This is a genomic window from Chitinophaga japonensis (assembly GCF_007830125.1).
GTDB lineage: Bacteria > Bacteroidota > Bacteroidia > Chitinophagales > Chitinophagaceae > Chitinophaga > Chitinophaga japonensis.
Map to the genome: position 1 here is coordinate 856,854 of NZ_VLLG01000002.1, position 18,358 is coordinate 875,211.

An 18,358-nucleotide genomic window follows, 5' to 3' on the forward strand; every position below is an offset into this window, starting at 1 on the left:
TCACTAAATATACGACAATACCCACTTTCCTCAATGGATAGCGTAATTGCCTGTTTTCAAGCTGTTTTAAACGTCGAATTGCTTTTTTTGTCTGAATTAAATTTTTCCCGCAATAGCTTCATATCGTCACTAACCTTCCTGTCTAGGATTTTTGCGTAGTGTTGGGTGGTTTTCAGATTTTTATGCCCCAACATCTTGCTGACAGATTCTATTGGTACACCGTTGCTAAGCGTGACAGTGGTAGCAAAAGTGTGTCTTGCTATGTGAAAGGTAAGAAGCTTACGTATTTTACATACATCCGCAATTTCTTTCAGATAGGCATTCATCTTCTGATTACTTAATACCGGCAAAACACGATCGGATTGTATACAGGCTGGATGATCTTTATATTTTTCGATAATTGCCACAGCATAAGGCAGTAGGGGTATACGAGACCGGGCTTCCGTTTTCTGCCTGCTGGTAAATATCCAACGCTCACCATCAATTCCAGGCCCAATCTCTGATCTCTTCAGTTTCTGTACGTCCGCATATGCTAAGCCTGTAAAGCAACTAAAAATAAAAATATCTCTTACCTGGTTTAACCTGTCAATCTCGAAATCTTTTGAGGCAATCGCTTGTAATTCCTCTTCGGTAAGAAAATCCCTTTCTATCTCATGTTTGCTCATTTTAAAGCCCAGGAAAGGGTCTTTTTGTAACCAGCCCTTCTTTATACAGATATTAACAACCTTCCGGAAATTACTGATATACTTAATAGCTGTGTTATGGCTACAACTTCTTTGAGTTTTGAGCCAGAACTCATAATCGTATATTAATTCATAGTTCAGCCTTTTTATATCAATGTCTGCAATACCATGTTTCCATTGAAGGAAAGCTTTGGTATGAGCCATTGATGTGTTATAGCGCTCCAAAGTGCCCGGGGAGAACTCTTTACCCACCAATGCCGCCATCTGGTCATTATGCTGCTGAAAAATCTCCATCAGCATACGGGGACGTTCTGTAATTCCCAGCCATTTTTCCCGGAAACTGTCAAAAGTAATGATCTTGCCATCCTGCATCATTTCCCGTTCCTGTTGATGCACTTTATTGGTTAGCGCATCCAAATAGGCATTCAACAGCCGGCCCTCTGCACCGCTGCCCTTCACCCGCCCAGCCGCCGCCCCCCACCGGGCAACCGCTACATAACGCTGAATACTGTATTCCAGTCTTTGACCGTTTACCGTAATGCGCATGTAAATAGGCGCTAATTTGTCTTTCGTCATCTTTGATTTACGGATGTAAAAAAGAATGCTAATACGGTGTTTCATCTTCACTCCTTTTTTAAGGTTTACGAATTATTAAATCCGTCACTAAAAAAGGTCTCAATTCCACGAAACCTTCACCGGTTGGGCGCTTTCACACCATTCGGTGCACCAAAGATGGCAATAATTCCGGTGCACCGAATTTTCCCCGTTTTTTTGGAATTCGTTTGAATTCAATTGAACCGGAAAAATGTAAAAAGGCCCGTAAAACCAGCGTTTTACGAGCCTTTAGTACCTTTTGATAACCTATCCTGCGGAGGAGAAGGGATTCGAACCCTTGATACCCTTTCGAGTATACACACTTTCCAGGCGTGCCAGTTCAACCACTCCTGCACTCCTCCGGTTGAATTTTTTTATTCAGGGTGGCAAAGATAAGATTTTGCACCGTATTTCCAAGCAAAAAATAAGCATCTCCTGCCAAAAAGCCTGATTATATTAAAAAAAATAAGAGCCCGATAGACATCAAGCTCCGTCTAGCTATCCATTAAGACACAACGTTTAGTCTATGGAATGCATGTACCTATGAACTATAACAATGAAAACCTTTCCCGATGGCTTGTAAAATGGCTTCCTTCATGATCTTATAACAGGATGATGCAAATGCGCGGGGCATGGTATCCGTTTTCCAAAAAGGGGAGCCTGATGAATATCAGGCTCTTTCCCTATTTGGTTTAACCATTAAAAGACACAAATAATTCTTGAACATTCACATGACAATCACAATATGTTTGACCCTTGTGCGGTTTGCGTGTTTTTCTACTAAGTGGTTATTTCAACTTGTAAGAAAAAGTCCCCCCCTAGGATATGGCCGGGTAATGCTTCCCGGATCGATGCACCCCCGAAATAATGTAAGGCTAACTATCTTCTACTTCTTACAGGAACGAAATTAAAAAGATTCTTATTTTTAATATGTTAATCACCAGTTAACGATAAAATATTTTATGCTACAACTATACTGTTATGATCGCCATCTGATTTATGACAAAGATCAGCTTTGCATTCCCTGCGGGCTACTACCTTTGTGCAATAGGAAGCGGGAAGTAAGAAATAAGAGGTAGGATGCAGGAATCTTACATCCTACTTCATACTTCAAACATCATATATATGCCGTCAGTTGAAATACTCTCGAGAGTGCAGTTCGCATTCACCATCGCATTTCATTATATCTATCCTCCCCTCAGCATCGGGCTGGGCGTATGCCTGGTGATCATGGAAGGGCTGTACCTGAAAACGGGTTCTGCCATCTACCAGGAGATCACACGCTTCTGGATCAGGATCTTTGCCCTCATATTCGGCATAGGGGTGGCTACCGGCATTGTGATGGAATTTGAGTTCGGCACCAACTGGGCTACTTACTCCCACTACGTGGGCGATATATTTGGCAGCGCCCTGGCGGCGGAGGGCATTTTTGCCTTTGCCCTGGAATCCGGCTTCCTGGGTGTACTGTTGTTTGGCTGGAACCGCGTAAGCAAGGGCGTGCATTTTTTTGCCACTATCATGGTGGCCCTGGGCTCCATCTTCTCCGCCCTCTGGATCGTGATCGCCAATTCCTGGCAGCAAACGCCCACCGGTTACCGGATCGAGGGGGAGGGCATGCAGGCCCGGGCCGTGGTGACCAATTTCTGGGAAATGGTGTTCAACCCCTCTTCCATAGACCGCTTTTCCCATGTGATCATCGGCTCTTTCCTGGCCGGCTCCTTCCTGGTCATGAGCGTGGCGGCCTGGTACATCCTGCACCGCCAGTTTACCAAACATGCGCAGGCCATGTTCAGAGTAGGGCTGCGGGTGGCGGTAGTGGCCGCTTTGCTGCAGCTCTTTACCGGGCACCGCTCCGCGCATTATGTCAGCAAATACCAGCCGGCCAAGCTGGCTGCCATGGAAGGGCATTTCGACAGCCTGGCCGTGGCGGATATGTACCTGCTGGGATGGGTGGACCAGGAGAAACAGCAAACCAGCGGCATTAAAATACCGGGCGGCCTCTCCTTCCTTACGCATGGCAGCTTTAAAACGCCTGTACAGGGCCTGCGGGCCACCCCGGAAGCAGACCGGCCCACGGCGGTGAACTTTGTTTTCCAGACCTATCATATCATGGTGGGGATCGGTATGTTCCTCATTGCGCTCACCCTGCTGGCCGCTTTCCTGCTCTGGAAGAAAAAGCTGTTTGACCAGCGCTGGCTGATGATGATATTTGTAGGGGCGGTGCTGCTGCCGCAGATCGCCAACCAGGTAGGCTGGTATACCGCGGAGGTGGGGCGGCAGCCCTGGGTAGTGTACGGCCTGCTGCGTACCTCCGATGCGCTGTCCAAAACCGTAACGGCCAACCAGGTAATGTTCTCCCTGGTGCTGTTTACCCTGGTATATGTATTGCTCTTCATGCTGTTCCTCTTCCTGCTGCACCGTAAAATACAGCACGGCCCGGATGTAACGCAGAATGAAGAGGAAGTGAGCGACCTGTATTCAAAAAGAAATATCAACCCAATTCATTAATATGGCAACTTTCCTCAGTCTCGATCTTGCCACCTGGTGGTTCCTGGTAATTGGCGGGCTGATCACCGGCTACGGCGTGCTGGATGGCTTTGACCTGGGCGCGGGCGCCCTGCACCTGTTCTTTAACAAGGAAGAAAGCCGCCGTACGGCGCTCAACGCCATCGGGCCGGTATGGGACGGGAACGAGGTGTGGCTGGTCATTGCCGGCGGGGCGCTTTTTGCCGGCTTCCCACTGGTATACGGGGTGATCCTCTCTACGTTTTACATCCCTTTTATGCTGTTCCTGGTAGCGCTGATCTTCAGGGCCATTTCCATCGAGTTCCGCAGCAAGGAGCCCATGCGCTGGTGGCGCAAGCTGTGGGACATCAGCTACATGGCTTCCAGCACCTTTATTACCCTGCTGCTGGGCCTGATACTCGGCAACCTGATACAGGGGCTGCCCTTTAATGAAAAGCATGAATTTACCGGCACCCTGCTCACTTTCTTTAATCCCTACGCCATCCTCATTGCCGTTACCACCCTTTCGCTGTTCATGATGCACGGGGCCATTTACCTGACCATGAAAACGGAGAACCGGCTGTATGCCAAGCTGACCGTGCTCGTCAATAACTGCAGCAAGTTCTTTATCCTCTGCTTCATTATGACCTCCATGGCCACCCTGATCTATATTCCCCATATGACCCAGGAGTTCAAGCGCTACCCGGTGCTGTTTGCCCTGCCCCTGGCGGCGGTGCTCACGGTGCTAAACCTCAAGCGGAATATTGACAGCCGGAAGTACTTCACGGCGTTTGTGTTCTCCAGCATTACCACGGCCATCCTGCTTATCCTGTTTGCCATTGGCCTGTTCCCGAACATTATTATTTCGTCCACCAACCCGGCCTGGAATATCAGCATTTACCAGGCGGCGGCTTCCGAAACCTCGCTGCGGATCATGCTGATCATAGCTGCCATCGGCACGCCGCTGGTGCTGGCCTATACCCTCTTTGTATTCTGGACCTTCCGGGGAAAAGTGAAGCTGAATGAAATGAGTTATTAAAATTCCAACATCCAAATACCAAATTCCAAACTGGCGACAGTGGCTTGACTACCCGTAACAGTACAATGGTATTGGTGGCCGGCCTACATTTTGGAATTTGGTATTTGGATGTTGGAATTTCCCAAAAAAACAGGTCCCCGCAAAAAATTGCAGGGACTTACCATTTAACCTATATTCTGTACTGTAGCATCAAAAGTTACGAAAATATTTTCCAGGGGTGAACGCTAATGCTACTCATTATCAATTACTTGTGTATTTCCAAGTATTGCTCACGTACATCAGACTGCTAATTTGAGTAAAAGTTTAATCTGTAAAAAAAATTTTTTTAGTTTCTGCAAGATGATTGTCCCCCCTAAAGATATAATAATAGATGACATTATGTATACGAAATGTGATAGAATATAGTTGCCGGGGGAAATATTAAATTGCATCCCATGAACCGCATTGACCGTCTTTCCGCCATATTGATTCAGTTACAGGGCAAAAAGGTAGTAAAGGCCGCCGAAATAGCCGAGCGGTTCAATATCAGCCTGCGCACCGTATACCGCGATGTAAAGGCCCTGCAGGAGTCCGGCGTGCCCATAGGCGCGGAAGCCGGCACCGGCTACTACATCGTGGAAGGTTACCACCTGCCCCCGGTCATGTTCAACAGGGAGGAAGCCGCCGCCCTGCTCACCGGCGAAAAGCTGATGGAGCATTTTAGCGACCGCTCCAACCGGCAGCAGTTCAGCAGCGCCATGCAAAAGATCAGGGCGGTGCTGCGCGGCAGCGAAAAGGACTTCCTGGAAGTGCTGGACGAGAATATAGCCGTGCTGCGCAACCGCATGCCGCAGGAAGACGAGTTCCCCAACCGCTTCCTGACCGATATACAACAGGCGCTGGGCAGGCAACTGGTGCTGCAGATGGAGTACCGCGCCGCCCAAAGCAACGAATTCACGCGGAGGAGCGTAGAGCCCATAGGCATCTACCACAGCAACGGCACCTGGTACCTCATTGCCTGGTGTCAGCTCCGCAACGACTACCGCAACTTCCGGACAGACCGCATCCGGAACATGCACCTTACCAGCGAGGCCTATGACAAATCCCGCCACATTACCCTGCAGCAGTACCTGGAGCAGCATACCTCCGCCCCGGCCGCGGAGCACACCTTTAAAGTGAGCTTTACCCAGCGGGTGGCCCGCTACCTGGGCAACCAGAAATATCTCTACGGCCTGGTGGAGGAAAAGGTGACAGACAACCAGGTGGAGCTCACCTTCATGAGCAGCTATCCCCTGGAATACTTTGCCCGCTGGATACTGATGTGGGGCAACGATGTGACCATTATCTGCCCCGACGAGCTGACCGCCCGCTTGAAAGAGCTGGCCCGCGAGCTGAAAGAGCACTATGATGTGTGACCGCTTTGCACCAGGACATCACCAGGACACAGACCGGCATTTACCCCTGGTTACAGGGGGAAAATGCCGGGAAAGCATGCCATAACCCCGGAAATATCCCTACGGCTTACTGACATACCGTTGTCACTCCCCCCTTTTTACTTTGCATAAAGCAATGACCCAATGAAAATGCTAACCCAAAACTAACAACATGGCTACAAAACAGATACTGTGCATAGACAACGTATTCCTGCCGGCCGGCAACCTGCAGGAAAGCCGCCGCTTTTACGCAGATACGCTGGGCCTCACCGTAAAATTCGATTTTTCGGAAAGAGGGCTGCTGGCTTTCCGGGTGGGCAGCGATGAAGCGGCCATCATTTTAAAGGACAGCCACCGCTATCCCGATGCCCGGCCGGCCCTGCTGCTGCAGGTAGCGGACGTACAGCAGTTGTATACCCTGCTGGCGGCGCAGGGCGTGCATTTCACCAAAAAACCTTACCGCATCAGCACCGGCTGGGCTGCAGAGCTGCAGGACCCCGGCGGCAACGTGATCGGTATTACAGACTATCACTAAACCATTTTTCACTCTTTTATGAAACTCGACATCATCAAAACCCACAAACCACTGTACACCGCTACCGCGGCGCCGCAACTGGTCACTGTACCGGAAGCCAAATTCCTGGCCATCAGCGGTAAAGGCGATCCTGACGGCAGCACCTTTTCCGAAAGCGTGCAGGCCCTGTACACCGCCGCCTACAGCATTAAGAACCATTATAAGCAACAGCAGCAGGATTTTGTTGTATGCAAACTGGAAGGATTGTGGTGGGTAGATGAAGCGCATGCGCTCAAAGGGTACCAGGATGCGCTGCAGGTGCCCCGGTCCGAATGGCACTGGCAATTGCTGATACACATGCCCGGTTTTGTAATGACGGCAACGGCGCAAAACGCCATTGCATCCGCCTTCAGTAAAAAGAAGCTGCCGCGGCTGCAGGAGGTATCACTGATCACGTTTGAGGAAGGCAGGAGCGTGCAGGCCCTGCACACCGGTCCTTTCAGTACAGAACCCGCCACCCTGGCGCGCATTACTGATTTTATGGCGCAGCACCAGTTACAGTGGAACGGCCGGCATCACGAGATCTATCTTTCAGACCCGCGCAGAACGCCACCGGAAAAACTGAGAACGATATTGCGGGAGCCCGTTAGATGAATAATTATTCATTGGTTCCCAGCCCCAGCAACTCTATGGCCTGCTGGGCGGCTATCTGGCTGGCGTCTTTCTTGTTGAAGGCTTTGCCGCTGCATATGAGCTCTCCGTCTACTACGGCGCCTACGGTAAATATGCGGCGGCCATTGTCCATCTGCTCTTCCAGCAGCTCAAACTCCAGCGTTTTGCCGTTCTTGTTGGCCCAGCCATACAGCTTGTTCTTGTGGTTCATTTCCACGGTTTCCAGGGCCTCCAGGTCAATGTAGGGAATAATAATGCGTTTGTAAACGAATTGCTTGGTCTTGTTATATCCTTTATCCAGGTATACGGCGCCCACCAGGGCTTCCAGGGTATTGCCGAAGATCTGGCTTATTTTGAGAAAGCTGTTGTATTTGTCGTAGATGGTGAGCTTACGCAGGCCCATTTTGATGGCGATCTCGTTCAGTTGCTGCCGGTTCACGATCTTGGACCGCATTTCTGTAAGATAGCCTTCTGTTTTGTAGGGGTATTTCCTGAACAGGTAATCGCCGATGATAGCGCCCAGGATAGCGTCGCCCAGGTACTCCAGCCTTTCATTGCTTTCCAGGAACTTTTCCTTGCTGGAGCGGTGGCTGAGCGCTACTTCATATAGGGAGAAGTTGCCCGGCGAAAAGCCCAGCAGGTTGTAAAGGTCGCTGTAAAGTTGCCTTTTCCTGGTAACGAAACGATATAAATATCCTGGCAGTAATTTCACACAATCAAGAAACAAATTTTTTGAAAATAACAGAGGCATTATGACCTCCGAAGCCAAAAGTATTACTCAAAGCGGCGCCCACTTCTCTTTGTTGTGCGATGTTAAAGGTAAAATTTAATTTGGGATCCAGTTGCGGATCATCAGTAAAATGATTAATGGTGGGAGGGATGATGCCATTTACGATGGCCATGATGGCTGCTATAGATTCCACGGCGCCTGCTGCGCCCAGTAAATGACCGGTCATGGATTTGGTTGAGCTGATATTCAGCCTGTACGCATCTTCTCCAAACACTTCCTGGATCGCTTTTACCTCTGCCACATCACCCAGCGGGGTGGAAGTGCCATGCACATTGATGTAATCAATTTCGTGGGTGGACATTCCCGCATCTGCCAGCGCCTGCCGCATTACGTTCATAGCGCCCAGCCCTTCCGGGTGTGGGGCCGTAATGTGATGGGCGTCTGCCGTAGCGCCGCCACCCGCCAGCTCCGCATAAATCCTGGCACCTCTTTCCATCGCATGGTCGTACGATTCCAGTACCAGCGCGCCGGCGCCTTCTCCCATTACAAAACCGTCGCGGTTCAGGTCAAAGGGCCGTGAGGCGGTCTTGGGATCGTCGTTCCTTTCCGATAAGGCTTTCATCGCGTTGAAGCCGCCTACACAGGCTTCGTTGATCACGTCTTCGGAACCGCCGGTGATCATCAGGTCTGCCTTCCCGTAGCGGATCTGGTACATAGCTTCTATAATGGCGTTGGTGGCGGATGCACAGGCGGACACCACTGCAAAGTTGGGCCCCCGGAAGCCATGCCTTATAGAAATATGCCCTGCTGAAATGTCTGTTATTAAACGGGTAATCAGGAAAGGGCTGAAACGTGGTGTTCCATCCCCCAGGTAGTAATCTCTCAGTTCGTGACAAAAATTGATCATTCCCCCTACGCCAGTACCCCAGATCACGCCTACGCGGTCTTTATTTACGGAATAGCTCCCGATGTTGGCATCCTGTACAGCATGATCGGCCGTGATGACCGCCGTTTGGGTAAAGGGGTCCATTTTGCGGGCCTCCTTCTTTTCGAGGAATTGGGTGGGATCAAAGTTCTTTAATTCACAAGCAAAACGGGTTTTAAACTTGGAAGCATCAAACTGTCTGATATGATCGGCGCCGGATACACCGTTCGTCAACCCCTGCCAGTATTCCTGAACGGAATTGCCGAGCGGTGTAAGAGCACCTAAACCTGTAACGACTACGCGTTTTGGTTGCATTAAAACAATTCTGATTAAGTAGGATTATTTCACGTGTTCTTCCAGGTAAGCTACGGCCTGGCCAACAGTAGTAATAGTTTCAGCTTGTTCGTCAGGAATGGAGATGTTAAATTCTTTTTCAAATTCCATGATCAGTTCTACCGTATCCAAAGAGTCAGCACCTAAGTCATTGGTGAAGCTGGCCTCAGGAGTTACCTCGGCTTCGTCAACGCCCAATTTGTCAATGATGATCTTTTTAACTCTTGATGCAATGTCTGACATAATTTTAAGTGTTTTTGGTTTAAAACTTGACTGCAAAAATATAATTTTTATTGAATTGGCAACTACGCATCTAAATTTTCACATATACGCTCCTCTGCTAATGGCCGCAAATATAGCCCCAGTCTTGCTTTATGAATACCATTATTAAATAAACAGGCTGCAATTTACGGCCCAGGAACGCCTGTTTCACCACAAAAATGACTGTTGCAACACATAACACCGCCACTCAACCGCCTATTCAACCATTTATGGACCTATTCATGGCTCTTAACTTTAATTAACACTCCGCCCGTGCAAGCGCCTCCGCCATTTATTAAATTTGCCGGGGCGGCCTGCTCCGGAAAGGCCACGTTATCTAAATCCAGGCGAATTCACTAACATGACCAATAAAAAGATTCTGAGGACCACACTGTTCGCTGCTATCGGGGCAGTAATTATTTTTCTTGTTTATAAACAGGTGGCCGATGGCAAAAAGAAAGCACCCGCCGCTCCTGCAGCCCGCAGCGGCGGCCGGCCCCTCCTCCTGGATGCCTACGTGGTAAAGACCACCAGGCTGGACGAGACCATCGATGCCAGCGGCACCCTCCAGAGCAATGAAGAAGTAGAGATCAAACCGGAAATATCCGGCCGCATTACCGGCCTGTATTTTAAGGAAGGCGTGCATGTGGCCAAAGGCGCCCTGCTGGTAAAGATATATGACGAAGACCTGAAAGCGCAGCTCGCCAAGCTGCAACTGCAGCAGGAGCTGGCCAAAACCACCCTGGAGCGCCAGGAGAACCTGCTGAAGATCAACGGCATCAGCCAGCAGGATGTGGATGTAACCCGCAACCAGGTAAGCGCTTACGGCGCCGATATTGACTATACGAAAACACAGCTCCAGAAAACGGAGCTGCGCGCACCCTTCAGCGGCCGCCTGGGACTGCGCAATATAAGCCTGGGCGCTATTGTGTCGCCCACCACCATCATTACCACCCTGCAGCAGATAGACCCGCTGAAGATCGACTTTTCCGTACCGGAAAAATACCGCACTTCCGTAAAGGTGGGCGATGCCGTGGAATTTAAAGTGGCCGGCGACAACAAGACCTACAAAGGCAGCATTTACGCCATGGACCCGAAAATAGACCTGGCTACCCGCACCATCCGCATCCGGGCCATTATGCCCAATGCCGGCCAGTTGCTGCCAGGCGCTTTTGCCCGCGTCACCATCTCTCTCAAGGATATGCCCGAAGCCATTATGATCCCCTCACAGGCCGTTATACCCGGTACCCGGGACAAAACGGTGATCGTGGCGGACAGTGGCAGAGCCAAAATAGTAGTAGTGGAAACCGGTATACGCAACGAGAACAATGTACAGATAACCAGCGGCCTCAACATAGGCGATACCGTTATTACCAGCGGTATCCTGCAACTGAGGCCCGGTATGGTGTTGAAGTATAATAACATACAGTAATGAGTCTTCCATCCTTGTCTTTGAAGCGGCCGGTGCTGGCCATTGTGATGAATATCATCATCGTGATCTTCGGTTTGGTAGGCTTTACCTTCCTGGGTGTAAGGGACTTCCCGGCCATAGACCCGCCTATTGTGAATGTGCGCACCTCCTACTCCGGCGCCAATTCAGATATCATAGAAACGCAGATCACCGAGCCGCTGGAAAAGCAGATCAACGGCATTGCCGGTATCAAGAACATTTCCAGCAGCAGCAGCCAGGGCTCCAGCAATATTACCGTGGAGTTTGAGCTGAGCACCGACCTGGAAGCGGCGGCCAACGACGTGCGCGACAAGGTGTCGCAGGCGCTGCGCAGCCTGCCGCCGGACCTGGATGCCCCGCCCGTGGTAACCAAGGAGGACGCCAATTCCGACGCCATCATTTCCATGACCGTGCAGAGCAATACCCGCAACCAACTGGAAGTGACCGAGTATGCCAACAACGTGCTGCTGGAAAGGCTGCAAACCATACCTGGCGTAAGCTCCATCCGCATCTGGGGCGAAAAGAGATATGCCATGCGTATCTGGCTGGACCCCGCCCGCCTCTCGGCCTACAGCCTCACCCCCAGCGATGTGCAGGAAGCCCTGCTGCGGGAGAACGTGGAGCTGCCCTCCGGCAAAATTGCCGGCAACGCCACGGAGCTGACCGTGCGCACCTTTGGCCGCCTGGATACGGAAGAGGAATTTGACAACCTCATCATCAAGAATGTAGAGGGCCGCGTGATCCACCTGCGCGACATCGGCCAGGCCGTGCTGGGCCCGGAAAACGAGGAGACCGTCCTCAAGGAGTCCGGCGTGCCGATGATCGCCCTGGCGCTGAGCCCGCAACCCGGCTCCAACTATGTGGCCATTGCCGATGAATTCTACCGGCGCTACGAGCAGCTCAAAAAGGATATTCCGCCGGATTTCGTTACCAATATCGCCCGGGATAATACCCGCTTTATTAAAAGATCCATAGAAGAAGTGGAAGAAACGCTGGTGGTGGCCCTGGTGCTGGTGATCCTGATCGTATACCTGTTCTTCCGCGACTGGCTGATGGCCTTCCGTCCGCTGATAGATATACCGGTGTCCCTCATCGGCGCTTTCTTTATTATGTACGCCTGCGGGTTTACCATTAATATACTGACCCTGCTGGCCATTGTGCTGGCCACCGGCCTGGTGGTGGACGATGGTATCGTGGTAACGGAGAACATCTACAAGAAAATAGAAGCCGGCATGCCCCGCATGCGGGCGGCCAAGGAGGGCTCTGAAGAGATCTTCTTCGCCGTGATCGCCACTTCCATTACCCTGGCCTTTGTGTTCCTGCCTATTGTGTTCCTGCAGGGCTTTGTGGGGCAACTGTTCCGCGAGTTCGGCATCGTGGTGGCCGGGGCCGTGCTGATATCCGCCTTCGTATCGCTCACGCTCACGCCTGTACTGAATGTGAAGCTGGGCCGCAAAGCGCATACCCATTCCTGGTTCTATACCAAAACGGAACCCTTTTTCCGCTGGATGGAAGATGGCTATAAACGCTCGCTGCAGCAGTTCATGCGGGTGCGCTGGGTAGGCACGCTGGTGATACTGGCCTGCCTGGCCCTGATCTATTTCCTGTTCCGCAACCTGAAGTCCGAGCTGGCCCCGCTGGAGGACCGCAGCGAGTTCCGCCTGTCCATCACGGCGCCGGAAGGCACCTCTTTTGACTACATGGACAGGTATGTGAACAGCCTGATAGGCTTCATCCTGGATTCCGTACCGGAAAAGCGGATCATTCTTTCTGTAACGGCGCCGGGCTTCAGCGGCGGCGGGGCGGTAAACAACGCCTTTGCCTATGTAACGCTGCCCGAGCCGCATGACCGGCAGCGCTCCCAGAAAGAGATCGTGGACATGATGAACCGCAACATGTACCGCTTCCCGCAGGGCAAAGTATTTGCCATTGAGCAGCAAACCATACAGGTAGGCCGCCGCGGCGGGCTGCCCGTGGCCTTTGTGCTGCAACACATCAACTTTGATTCCCTGGCGGCCGTGCTGCCGCGCTTCCTGGAAGAAGCCAATGCCGATCCCGCCTTCCAGGCGGTGGACGTAGACCTCAAGTTCAACAAGCCGGAGCTGCGCATCCAGATCAACCGCGCCAAGGCCAGCGAGTTGGGAGTGTCCGTGGAAGATATCTCCCAGACACTGCAACTGGCCCTCAGTAACCTGCGCTACGGCTACTTTATACGCAACGGCAAGCAGTACCAGGTAATGGGACAGGTATTCCGCGCCAACCGCGATGATCCCAATGACCTGCAGAACATATACGTGCGCAATAACCGGGGCGAGGCCATCCAACTGGACAACCTGGTAACCATCCGGGAAGAGACCAGCCCGCCCATTATCTATCATTTTAACCGGTACAAGTCTGCCACCATTTCCGCCAGCCTGGCGCCCGGCAAAACCATTGGTGACGGCATACAGGCCATGTACAATATCTTTAACCGCCTGAAACAGGAAGGCGTGATAGACGATTCCTTTAACACGGCCTTGTCCGGCTCCTCCCGCGACTTTTCGGAAAGCGGCTCCAACACCATGTTTGCGCTGGTGCTGGCCCTGGTGCTGATATACCTGGTGCTGGCCGCGCAGTTTGAGAGCTGGGTAGACCCGTTCATCATCATGCTCACCGTGCCGCTGGCGTTTGCAGGCGCCCTGCTGTCGCTCTGGATATTCGGGCAAACCTGGAATATCTTCTCACAGATCGGGGTGATCATGCTCATAGGGCTGGTGACCAAGAACGGGATCCTGATCGTGGAGTTTGCCAACCATAAACGCGATCAGGGCATGGTAAAGAAACGCGCCGTAATAGACGCCGCCACCATGCGCCTGCGGCCCATCCTGATGACCAGCCTGGCCATGGCCCTGGGCGCGCTGCCCATTGCCCTCTCGCTGGGCGCGGCGGCTACCAGCCGTATCCCGCTGGGCATCGTGATCGTGGGCGGTATCATTTTTTCACTGGTGCTCACCCTATTCGTAATACCGGCCATGTACAGCTACCTCTCCAGGAGGAAGCCCAACCAGGAATATGAAGAAGCGGCCATGGCCGAAGAAGAACAGGGCGCCGCAGCCCGGGATGCTGCCGCCGCGCACGCGTAACAGGAAGTAGGAGGTAGGAGGTAAGAGGTAGGATGCAGGATGCAGGAAGTGAACCGCTCCGGTCATCTTACTTCATACTTCTTACATCAAATTCACAAAAACGAATGAGATCAATTTTCATATTCATACTATCACTGCTGGCCATCAAAGGTCATACGCAACAGGTGCTTACACTGGAACAGGCCATAGACCTGGCGCTGAAGAATAATTACGATATCAGGCTGGCGCGCAATGACGCCGATGTGGCGGCCAACGATTACGCCTACGCCAATTTTGCCTTTGCGCCCCGCCTCAACGGCACGGCCGGCAGAACCTGGAGCCACCAGGCCACCAAGCAGGAATTTGCCAACGGCAACAAAAGAGACACCAGCGGCATTAAAAGCAATAACTATACGGCCAATATATCGCTCAACTGGACCCTTTTTGACGGGCTGAAAATGTTTGCCACCCGGCAGCGCCTGGAAAGCGTGCGCGACCTCGGCGAGCTGGCGCTGAAAGAACAGGTGATCAATACCATTGCAGACATCATCCGCAGCTATTATGATATTGTGCAGCAAAAGCAGCAATTGCGCAACATCGCAGAACAATTATCCATTTCGGAAGAAAGGGTGAAACTGTCCGATGCCAAGTTCCAGACGGGTCTGGGACCTAAAACTGACCTGCTGCAGTCCCGCGTGGACTATAACGCGCAAAAGGCCGCCTACCTGCTCCAGCAAACACAGATCGTGCAAAGCAAGGCCACGCTCAACCAGTTGATGGCCGTAGCTACCGCCAATACCACCTATGATGTGCAGGACTCCATTCCCATCAACATGGACCTGCACTACGGCGACCTGCGGCAGGCCGTTATGCAGCAAAATGCTGCACTGGGCATTGCCCGGCAGCAGCTCGGCATATCAGAGATCCAGTTAAAGGAGGCCCGGGCCGATTATTTCCCGGTGCTGTCCTTTAACTCCGCCTATAACTTCAGCCGCGTCAATTCCAATGCGGCCACGAACTCTTTTAGCCCTATCTTTAACCAGAACGGCGTTTTCAACTACGGCGTTACCGCGTCCATTCCCATCTTCAACGGCCTGAACGTAAGGCGGCAGGTAAGGAATGCGAAGCTGAACGTGGAGTACCAGCAGCTATGGCTGGACAATGCGCAGACACTGGTGAGCCTCAGCGTGGATTCCACCTTCAAGAACTACGAATATTATAAAACAGCCGTCACCCTGGAAGAGGAGAACATTGGCCTGGCCCGGGAAAACGCTATGGTGGCGCTGGAGCGCTTCCGGCAGGGCGTATCCACCACCCTGGAGGTAAAGCTGGCCCAGCAGAGCCTGCAGGATGCGTTTAACCGGCTGATCATGGCCCGGTACCGCACCAAGCTGGCGGAAACCGAACTGCTGCGTTTGCAGGGCGAACTGCTGAAATAAACCCCTGTTATGACCCTGACAGAAATTGCTAACATTCGCCTGCTCAGCCAGCGCGTGACCGGCCCCTCCTGTAAAAATGCCCGGGAGGCGGTAAGCTGGATGGGCGCCATGCAGGCGCAGGATTTTGCCATGTGCCGCTGGGCGGCCGGCGCACGGACCAGCGGGGCTACCGACAGGAAGATCACAGCCGCGCTCAATAAAGGGGATATTTTACGTACCCACCTGCTGCGGCCTACCTGGCACCTGGTAGCTGCGGCAGACATTCACTGGCTGCTGGCGCTTACCGCTCCACGTATCCTTGCCGCATCCAAAACAAGGCACCGGCAACTGGAACTTACCGAAGCCCTTTTCCAAAAAAGCAATAAGATCATCGCCAACATGCTGGCCGGCGGGCAGCACCTGCCCCGTGAAACCATTATGGCCGAACTGAAAAAGGCGAAAATAGCAGTGGACGAGAACCGGTCCTCCCACCTGCTGTTTCGCGCGGAGCTGGACGGCATCCTGTGCAGCGGCGCCGTAAAGAACGGCCGGCAAACCTACGCACTGCTGGCAGAACGGGCGCCCGCACCCGGCGCCTTCAACCGGGATGAAGCGCTGGCCATGCTGGCCGGCCGGTATTTCTGCAGCCGCGGCCCCGCTACCCTGCAGGATTTTGCCACCTGGTCCTACCTTTCCCTCACCGATGCCAGGCATGGGCTGGAAATGGCCAGGCCAGGCCTGACCTCCGCTACGGTTGACGGCGACGTATACTGGTTCTCCAGGGCCCTGGCCCTCCCGGACACATACCCGCCTTCCGTGCACTTACTACCGGCTTTCGATGAGTACATCATCGGCTACCGCAACCGGGCCGCCGTACTGCCAGCGGCGCAACAGCGCGTTATTACCAACAATGGCATTTTCCGCCCGGTGGTGGTCATTAACGGGCAGGTAGCTGGCTTGTGGAAACGGGCCCTGAAGGATGATAAAGTGATGGTAACAGTGGAGCTGTTTGCACCCGGTAGCCGGGCGCCGAAGAAGGCCATTGCCCGGGCCGCGGACAGGCTGGGTGCGTTCCTGGGCGGGGAAGCTGTTGTGAGCTATGGCCAGGCTTAAGGGGTGCCGCTCCCCCCGGCAGAGTCGGACGGTTCCTTCTTCGCCTGCTGGTACCTTTCAAAAGACTGTTTGATATACAACAGCAGGTCATAATCCGTGGCGGTTTCCAGGAAGCGGTAAGACGGGCGGTATTGCAGCATAAAGGAGTCCAGCTCCGGGCTTTCCAGTTTCGTCATGCGGCCCACCACCTCCGGGGAGTAGCGGTAATCAATATATTTCTCCTTTTCCCAGTATTCCAACTGCTCCCGGAAATGCTCTTTCCGTTTTCTTGCCTTGCTGGGCACCAGGTAGGAGAGGGCCGTTACCGGGTTGGCCGGCAGTGTTTTCAGCACATCCAGGGCGCCCGGCTTCTTGTAGTTGAAATATCTCCCGTATTCCTCGCGGGTAGCCAGGGAATCCAGGTAGTAGTTCTTCCCCCGCACATTCACTTCCTGCAGGCCAAATACCCGCCTCGGCATATATATGTTGACAGAAGTGCTTTCCAGCGGGGCCACCACCTCCTTTTTATAATAGCTCAGCATGGAAAATTCAATGGTATCGCCCGGCATGGCCTCTATAAAAAAACGGCCGCTTTCATTACTCAGCGTGCCGCTACGGGATCTTTTATTGATGATGGTGACGGCGGGTAGCCCGGTTTTGGTGTCTGCATCCACTACCATACCCGATAGCTTCACCTGCGCACGCAACGGCTGCAACCCTGCCAGCAGTAACAGGAATAAAGGTAATAGCGCTCCGGCGTATAAAAACTGTCTATTTTTCGTAATAGGCATCGTCAAATATAGTTTTCCAGGCGTAAATGAAACGTTAAAAATCCGCCTGGCGGCCGTCCACACATTGCGGACATAGTCCCCAAATATACGGGACAACCGGAAAGGCCGCGCCTGGAAATTGTTATCTTTACCTGTTATTTTCAAATCTTATGCCTCTTATGCCTCCATACCCGTTTTTGGCTACCCCAAGCCACCAGCAAGCACCTTGCAACCAGAGCGCAGCTTCCGCCGCAGCGCCGCGCGCCCGTAGGCCGGGTAAAATCCCCTACTGGCACCATGTTTGTTCTACCCCCTCCGGAGAGCAATGGCATATCGCCTGTAACGCAATACTGTACTCACATTTAACACATTAGCACGATGGAGTTTCGTATAATCGAATACGGTAGTTGCGCTCACCGGGATATGATCAGCTTGCGCGATATAACATTGCGCAAACCATTGGGGCTTGTTTTTACGGACGCCTATCTGCAGCAGGAGATCAATGACTGGCTGATAGGCTGCTACACTACCAGTAATGACAAGGAACTGCTGGCCGGATGCTGCATTTTAACGCCCGTAAATGAAAATACGGTACAACTGCGGCAAATGGCGGTAGACCCGGCTTTCCAGGGCAGGGGGATCGGTAGCGGCATTATTGATTTTGCAGAACAGCAGGCCAAGCTGAATGGTTTTACGGAAATGATAATGCACGCCCGCAAAACAGCTGCAGGTTTCTATGAAAAGTTGGGATACAGCATTCACGGCGATGAATTTACGGAGGTAGGCATCCCGCACTACGAAATGAAGAAAAAACTGTAACTGTAGCCTCTTCAGGCTGCCCGGCACCATCAGTAGCATT

15 protein-coding genes and 1 tRNA gene are annotated in these 18,358 nt (G+C 52.4%); 10 read left to right on the forward strand and 6 right to left on the reverse strand.

Going from position 1 to position 18,358, the window contains the following annotated elements; genetic code table 11:
* Positions 1 to 56 precede the first annotated feature (56 nt).
* Both LX66_RS03290 and LX66_RS03295 read right to left on the reverse strand, forming a co-directional pair.
* Positions 57 to 1,304: a site-specific integrase gene (locus tag LX66_RS03290; RefSeq protein WP_145710460.1), complete on the reverse strand. Its 1,248-nt coding sequence runs from the start codon at positions 1,302 to 1,304 to the stop codon at positions 57 to 59.
* A gap of 248 nt (positions 1,305 to 1,552) precedes the next feature.
* A tRNA-Ser gene (locus LX66_RS03295) sits at positions 1,553 to 1,639 on the reverse strand.
* Between the two features lie 763 nt (positions 1,640 to 2,402).
* On the opposite strand from LX66_RS03295, the gene LX66_RS03300 reads away from it, so the two are divergent.
* The 5 genes from LX66_RS03300 to LX66_RS03320 all read left to right on the forward strand — a co-directional run bounded on the left by LX66_RS03300 (position 2,403) and on the right by LX66_RS03320 (position 7,401).
* Entirely contained in the window at positions 2,403 to 3,785 is a 1,383-nt protein-coding gene (locus tag LX66_RS03300; protein WP_145710461.1) for a cytochrome ubiquinol oxidase subunit I, read from the forward strand.
* A 1-nt stretch (position 3,786) separates the two neighbouring features.
* Positions 3,787 to 4,821 (forward strand): cytochrome d ubiquinol oxidase subunit II, encoded by a 1,035-nt coding sequence (cydB, locus tag LX66_RS03305; RefSeq protein WP_145710462.1) that lies wholly within the window; start codon positions 3,787 to 3,789, stop codon positions 4,819 to 4,821.
* Between the two features lie 434 nt (positions 4,822 to 5,255).
* On the forward strand, positions 5,256 to 6,215 hold the full coding sequence (locus LX66_RS03310; protein ID WP_145710463.1) for a helix-turn-helix transcriptional regulator: 960 nt from the start codon (positions 5,256 to 5,258) through the stop codon (positions 6,213 to 6,215).
* A gap of 190 nt (positions 6,216 to 6,405) precedes the next feature.
* On the forward strand, positions 6,406 to 6,768 hold the full coding sequence (locus LX66_RS03315) for a VOC family protein (protein WP_211365973.1): 363 nt from the start codon (positions 6,406 to 6,408) through the stop codon (positions 6,766 to 6,768).
* 18 nt (positions 6,769 to 6,786) lie between these two features.
* The gene (locus tag LX66_RS03320) at positions 6,787 to 7,401 is read left to right on the forward strand and encodes a GyrI-like domain-containing protein (RefSeq protein ID WP_145710464.1); all 615 of its coding nucleotides are present in this window, start codon (positions 6,787 to 6,789) and stop codon (positions 7,399 to 7,401) included.
* A gap of 4 nt (positions 7,402 to 7,405) precedes the next feature.
* Here LX66_RS03320 and rnc read toward each other — a convergent pair whose 3' ends face one another.
* From rnc to LX66_RS03335, 3 genes are read right to left on the reverse strand one after another with little or no spacing between them, the layout of a single operon-like run.
* Positions 7,406 to 8,131 (reverse strand): ribonuclease III, encoded by a 726-nt coding sequence (rnc, locus tag LX66_RS03325; protein ID WP_244620272.1) that lies wholly within the window; start codon positions 8,129 to 8,131, stop codon positions 7,406 to 7,408.
* A 4-nt stretch (positions 8,132 to 8,135) separates the two neighbouring features.
* Positions 8,136 to 9,389, reverse strand: a complete 1,254-nt coding sequence (fabF, locus tag LX66_RS03330; protein ID WP_145710466.1) for a beta-ketoacyl-ACP synthase II — start codon at positions 9,387 to 9,389, stop codon at positions 8,136 to 8,138.
* Positions 9,390 to 9,413: 24 nt separating this feature from the next.
* Entirely contained in the window at positions 9,414 to 9,650 is a 237-nt protein-coding gene (locus LX66_RS03335) for an acyl carrier protein (RefSeq protein WP_012788038.1), read from the reverse strand.
* Between the two features lie 379 nt (positions 9,651 to 10,029).
* Here LX66_RS03335 and LX66_RS03340 point away from each other — a divergent pair, with 379 nt between their 5' ends.
* The 4 genes from LX66_RS03340 (at position 10,030) to LX66_RS03355 (ending at position 16,750) form a co-directional block, all read left to right on the forward strand.
* On the forward strand, positions 10,030 to 11,100 hold the full coding sequence (locus LX66_RS03340; RefSeq protein ID WP_145710467.1) for an efflux RND transporter periplasmic adaptor subunit: 1,071 nt from the start codon (positions 10,030 to 10,032) through the stop codon (positions 11,098 to 11,100).
* Entirely contained in the window at positions 11,100 to 14,240 is a 3,141-nt protein-coding gene (locus tag LX66_RS03345; protein WP_145710468.1) for an efflux RND transporter permease subunit, read from the forward strand. Before LX66_RS03340 ends, LX66_RS03345 begins: the two co-directional genes overlap by 1 nt.
* A gap of 104 nt (positions 14,241 to 14,344) precedes the next feature.
* Complete coding sequence (locus LX66_RS03350; RefSeq protein WP_158642517.1) at positions 14,345 to 15,658, forward strand: TolC family protein; 1,314 nt, start codon at positions 14,345 to 14,347, stop codon at positions 15,656 to 15,658.
* Positions 15,659 to 15,667: 9 nt separating this feature from the next.
* The gene (locus LX66_RS03355; RefSeq protein ID WP_145710470.1) at positions 15,668 to 16,750 is read left to right on the forward strand and encodes a winged helix DNA-binding domain-containing protein; all 1,083 of its coding nucleotides are present in this window, start codon (positions 15,668 to 15,670) and stop codon (positions 16,748 to 16,750) included.
* On the opposite strand, the gene LX66_RS03360 is transcribed toward LX66_RS03355, so the two are convergent.
* Positions 16,747 to 17,520, reverse strand: a complete 774-nt coding sequence (locus LX66_RS03360) for a carboxypeptidase-like regulatory domain-containing protein (protein WP_145710471.1) — start codon at positions 17,518 to 17,520, stop codon at positions 16,747 to 16,749. The genes LX66_RS03355 and LX66_RS03360 overlap by 4 nt on opposite strands.
* A gap of 357 nt (positions 17,521 to 17,877) precedes the next feature.
* On the opposite strand from LX66_RS03360, the gene LX66_RS03365 reads away from it, so the two are divergent.
* Positions 17,878 to 18,318 carry a GNAT family N-acetyltransferase gene (locus tag LX66_RS03365; protein WP_145710472.1) on the forward strand — a complete coding sequence of 147 codons (441 nt, stop codon included), beginning with the start codon at positions 17,878 to 17,880 and terminating at the stop codon, positions 18,316 to 18,318.
* Positions 18,319 to 18,358: the final 40 nt, after the last annotated feature.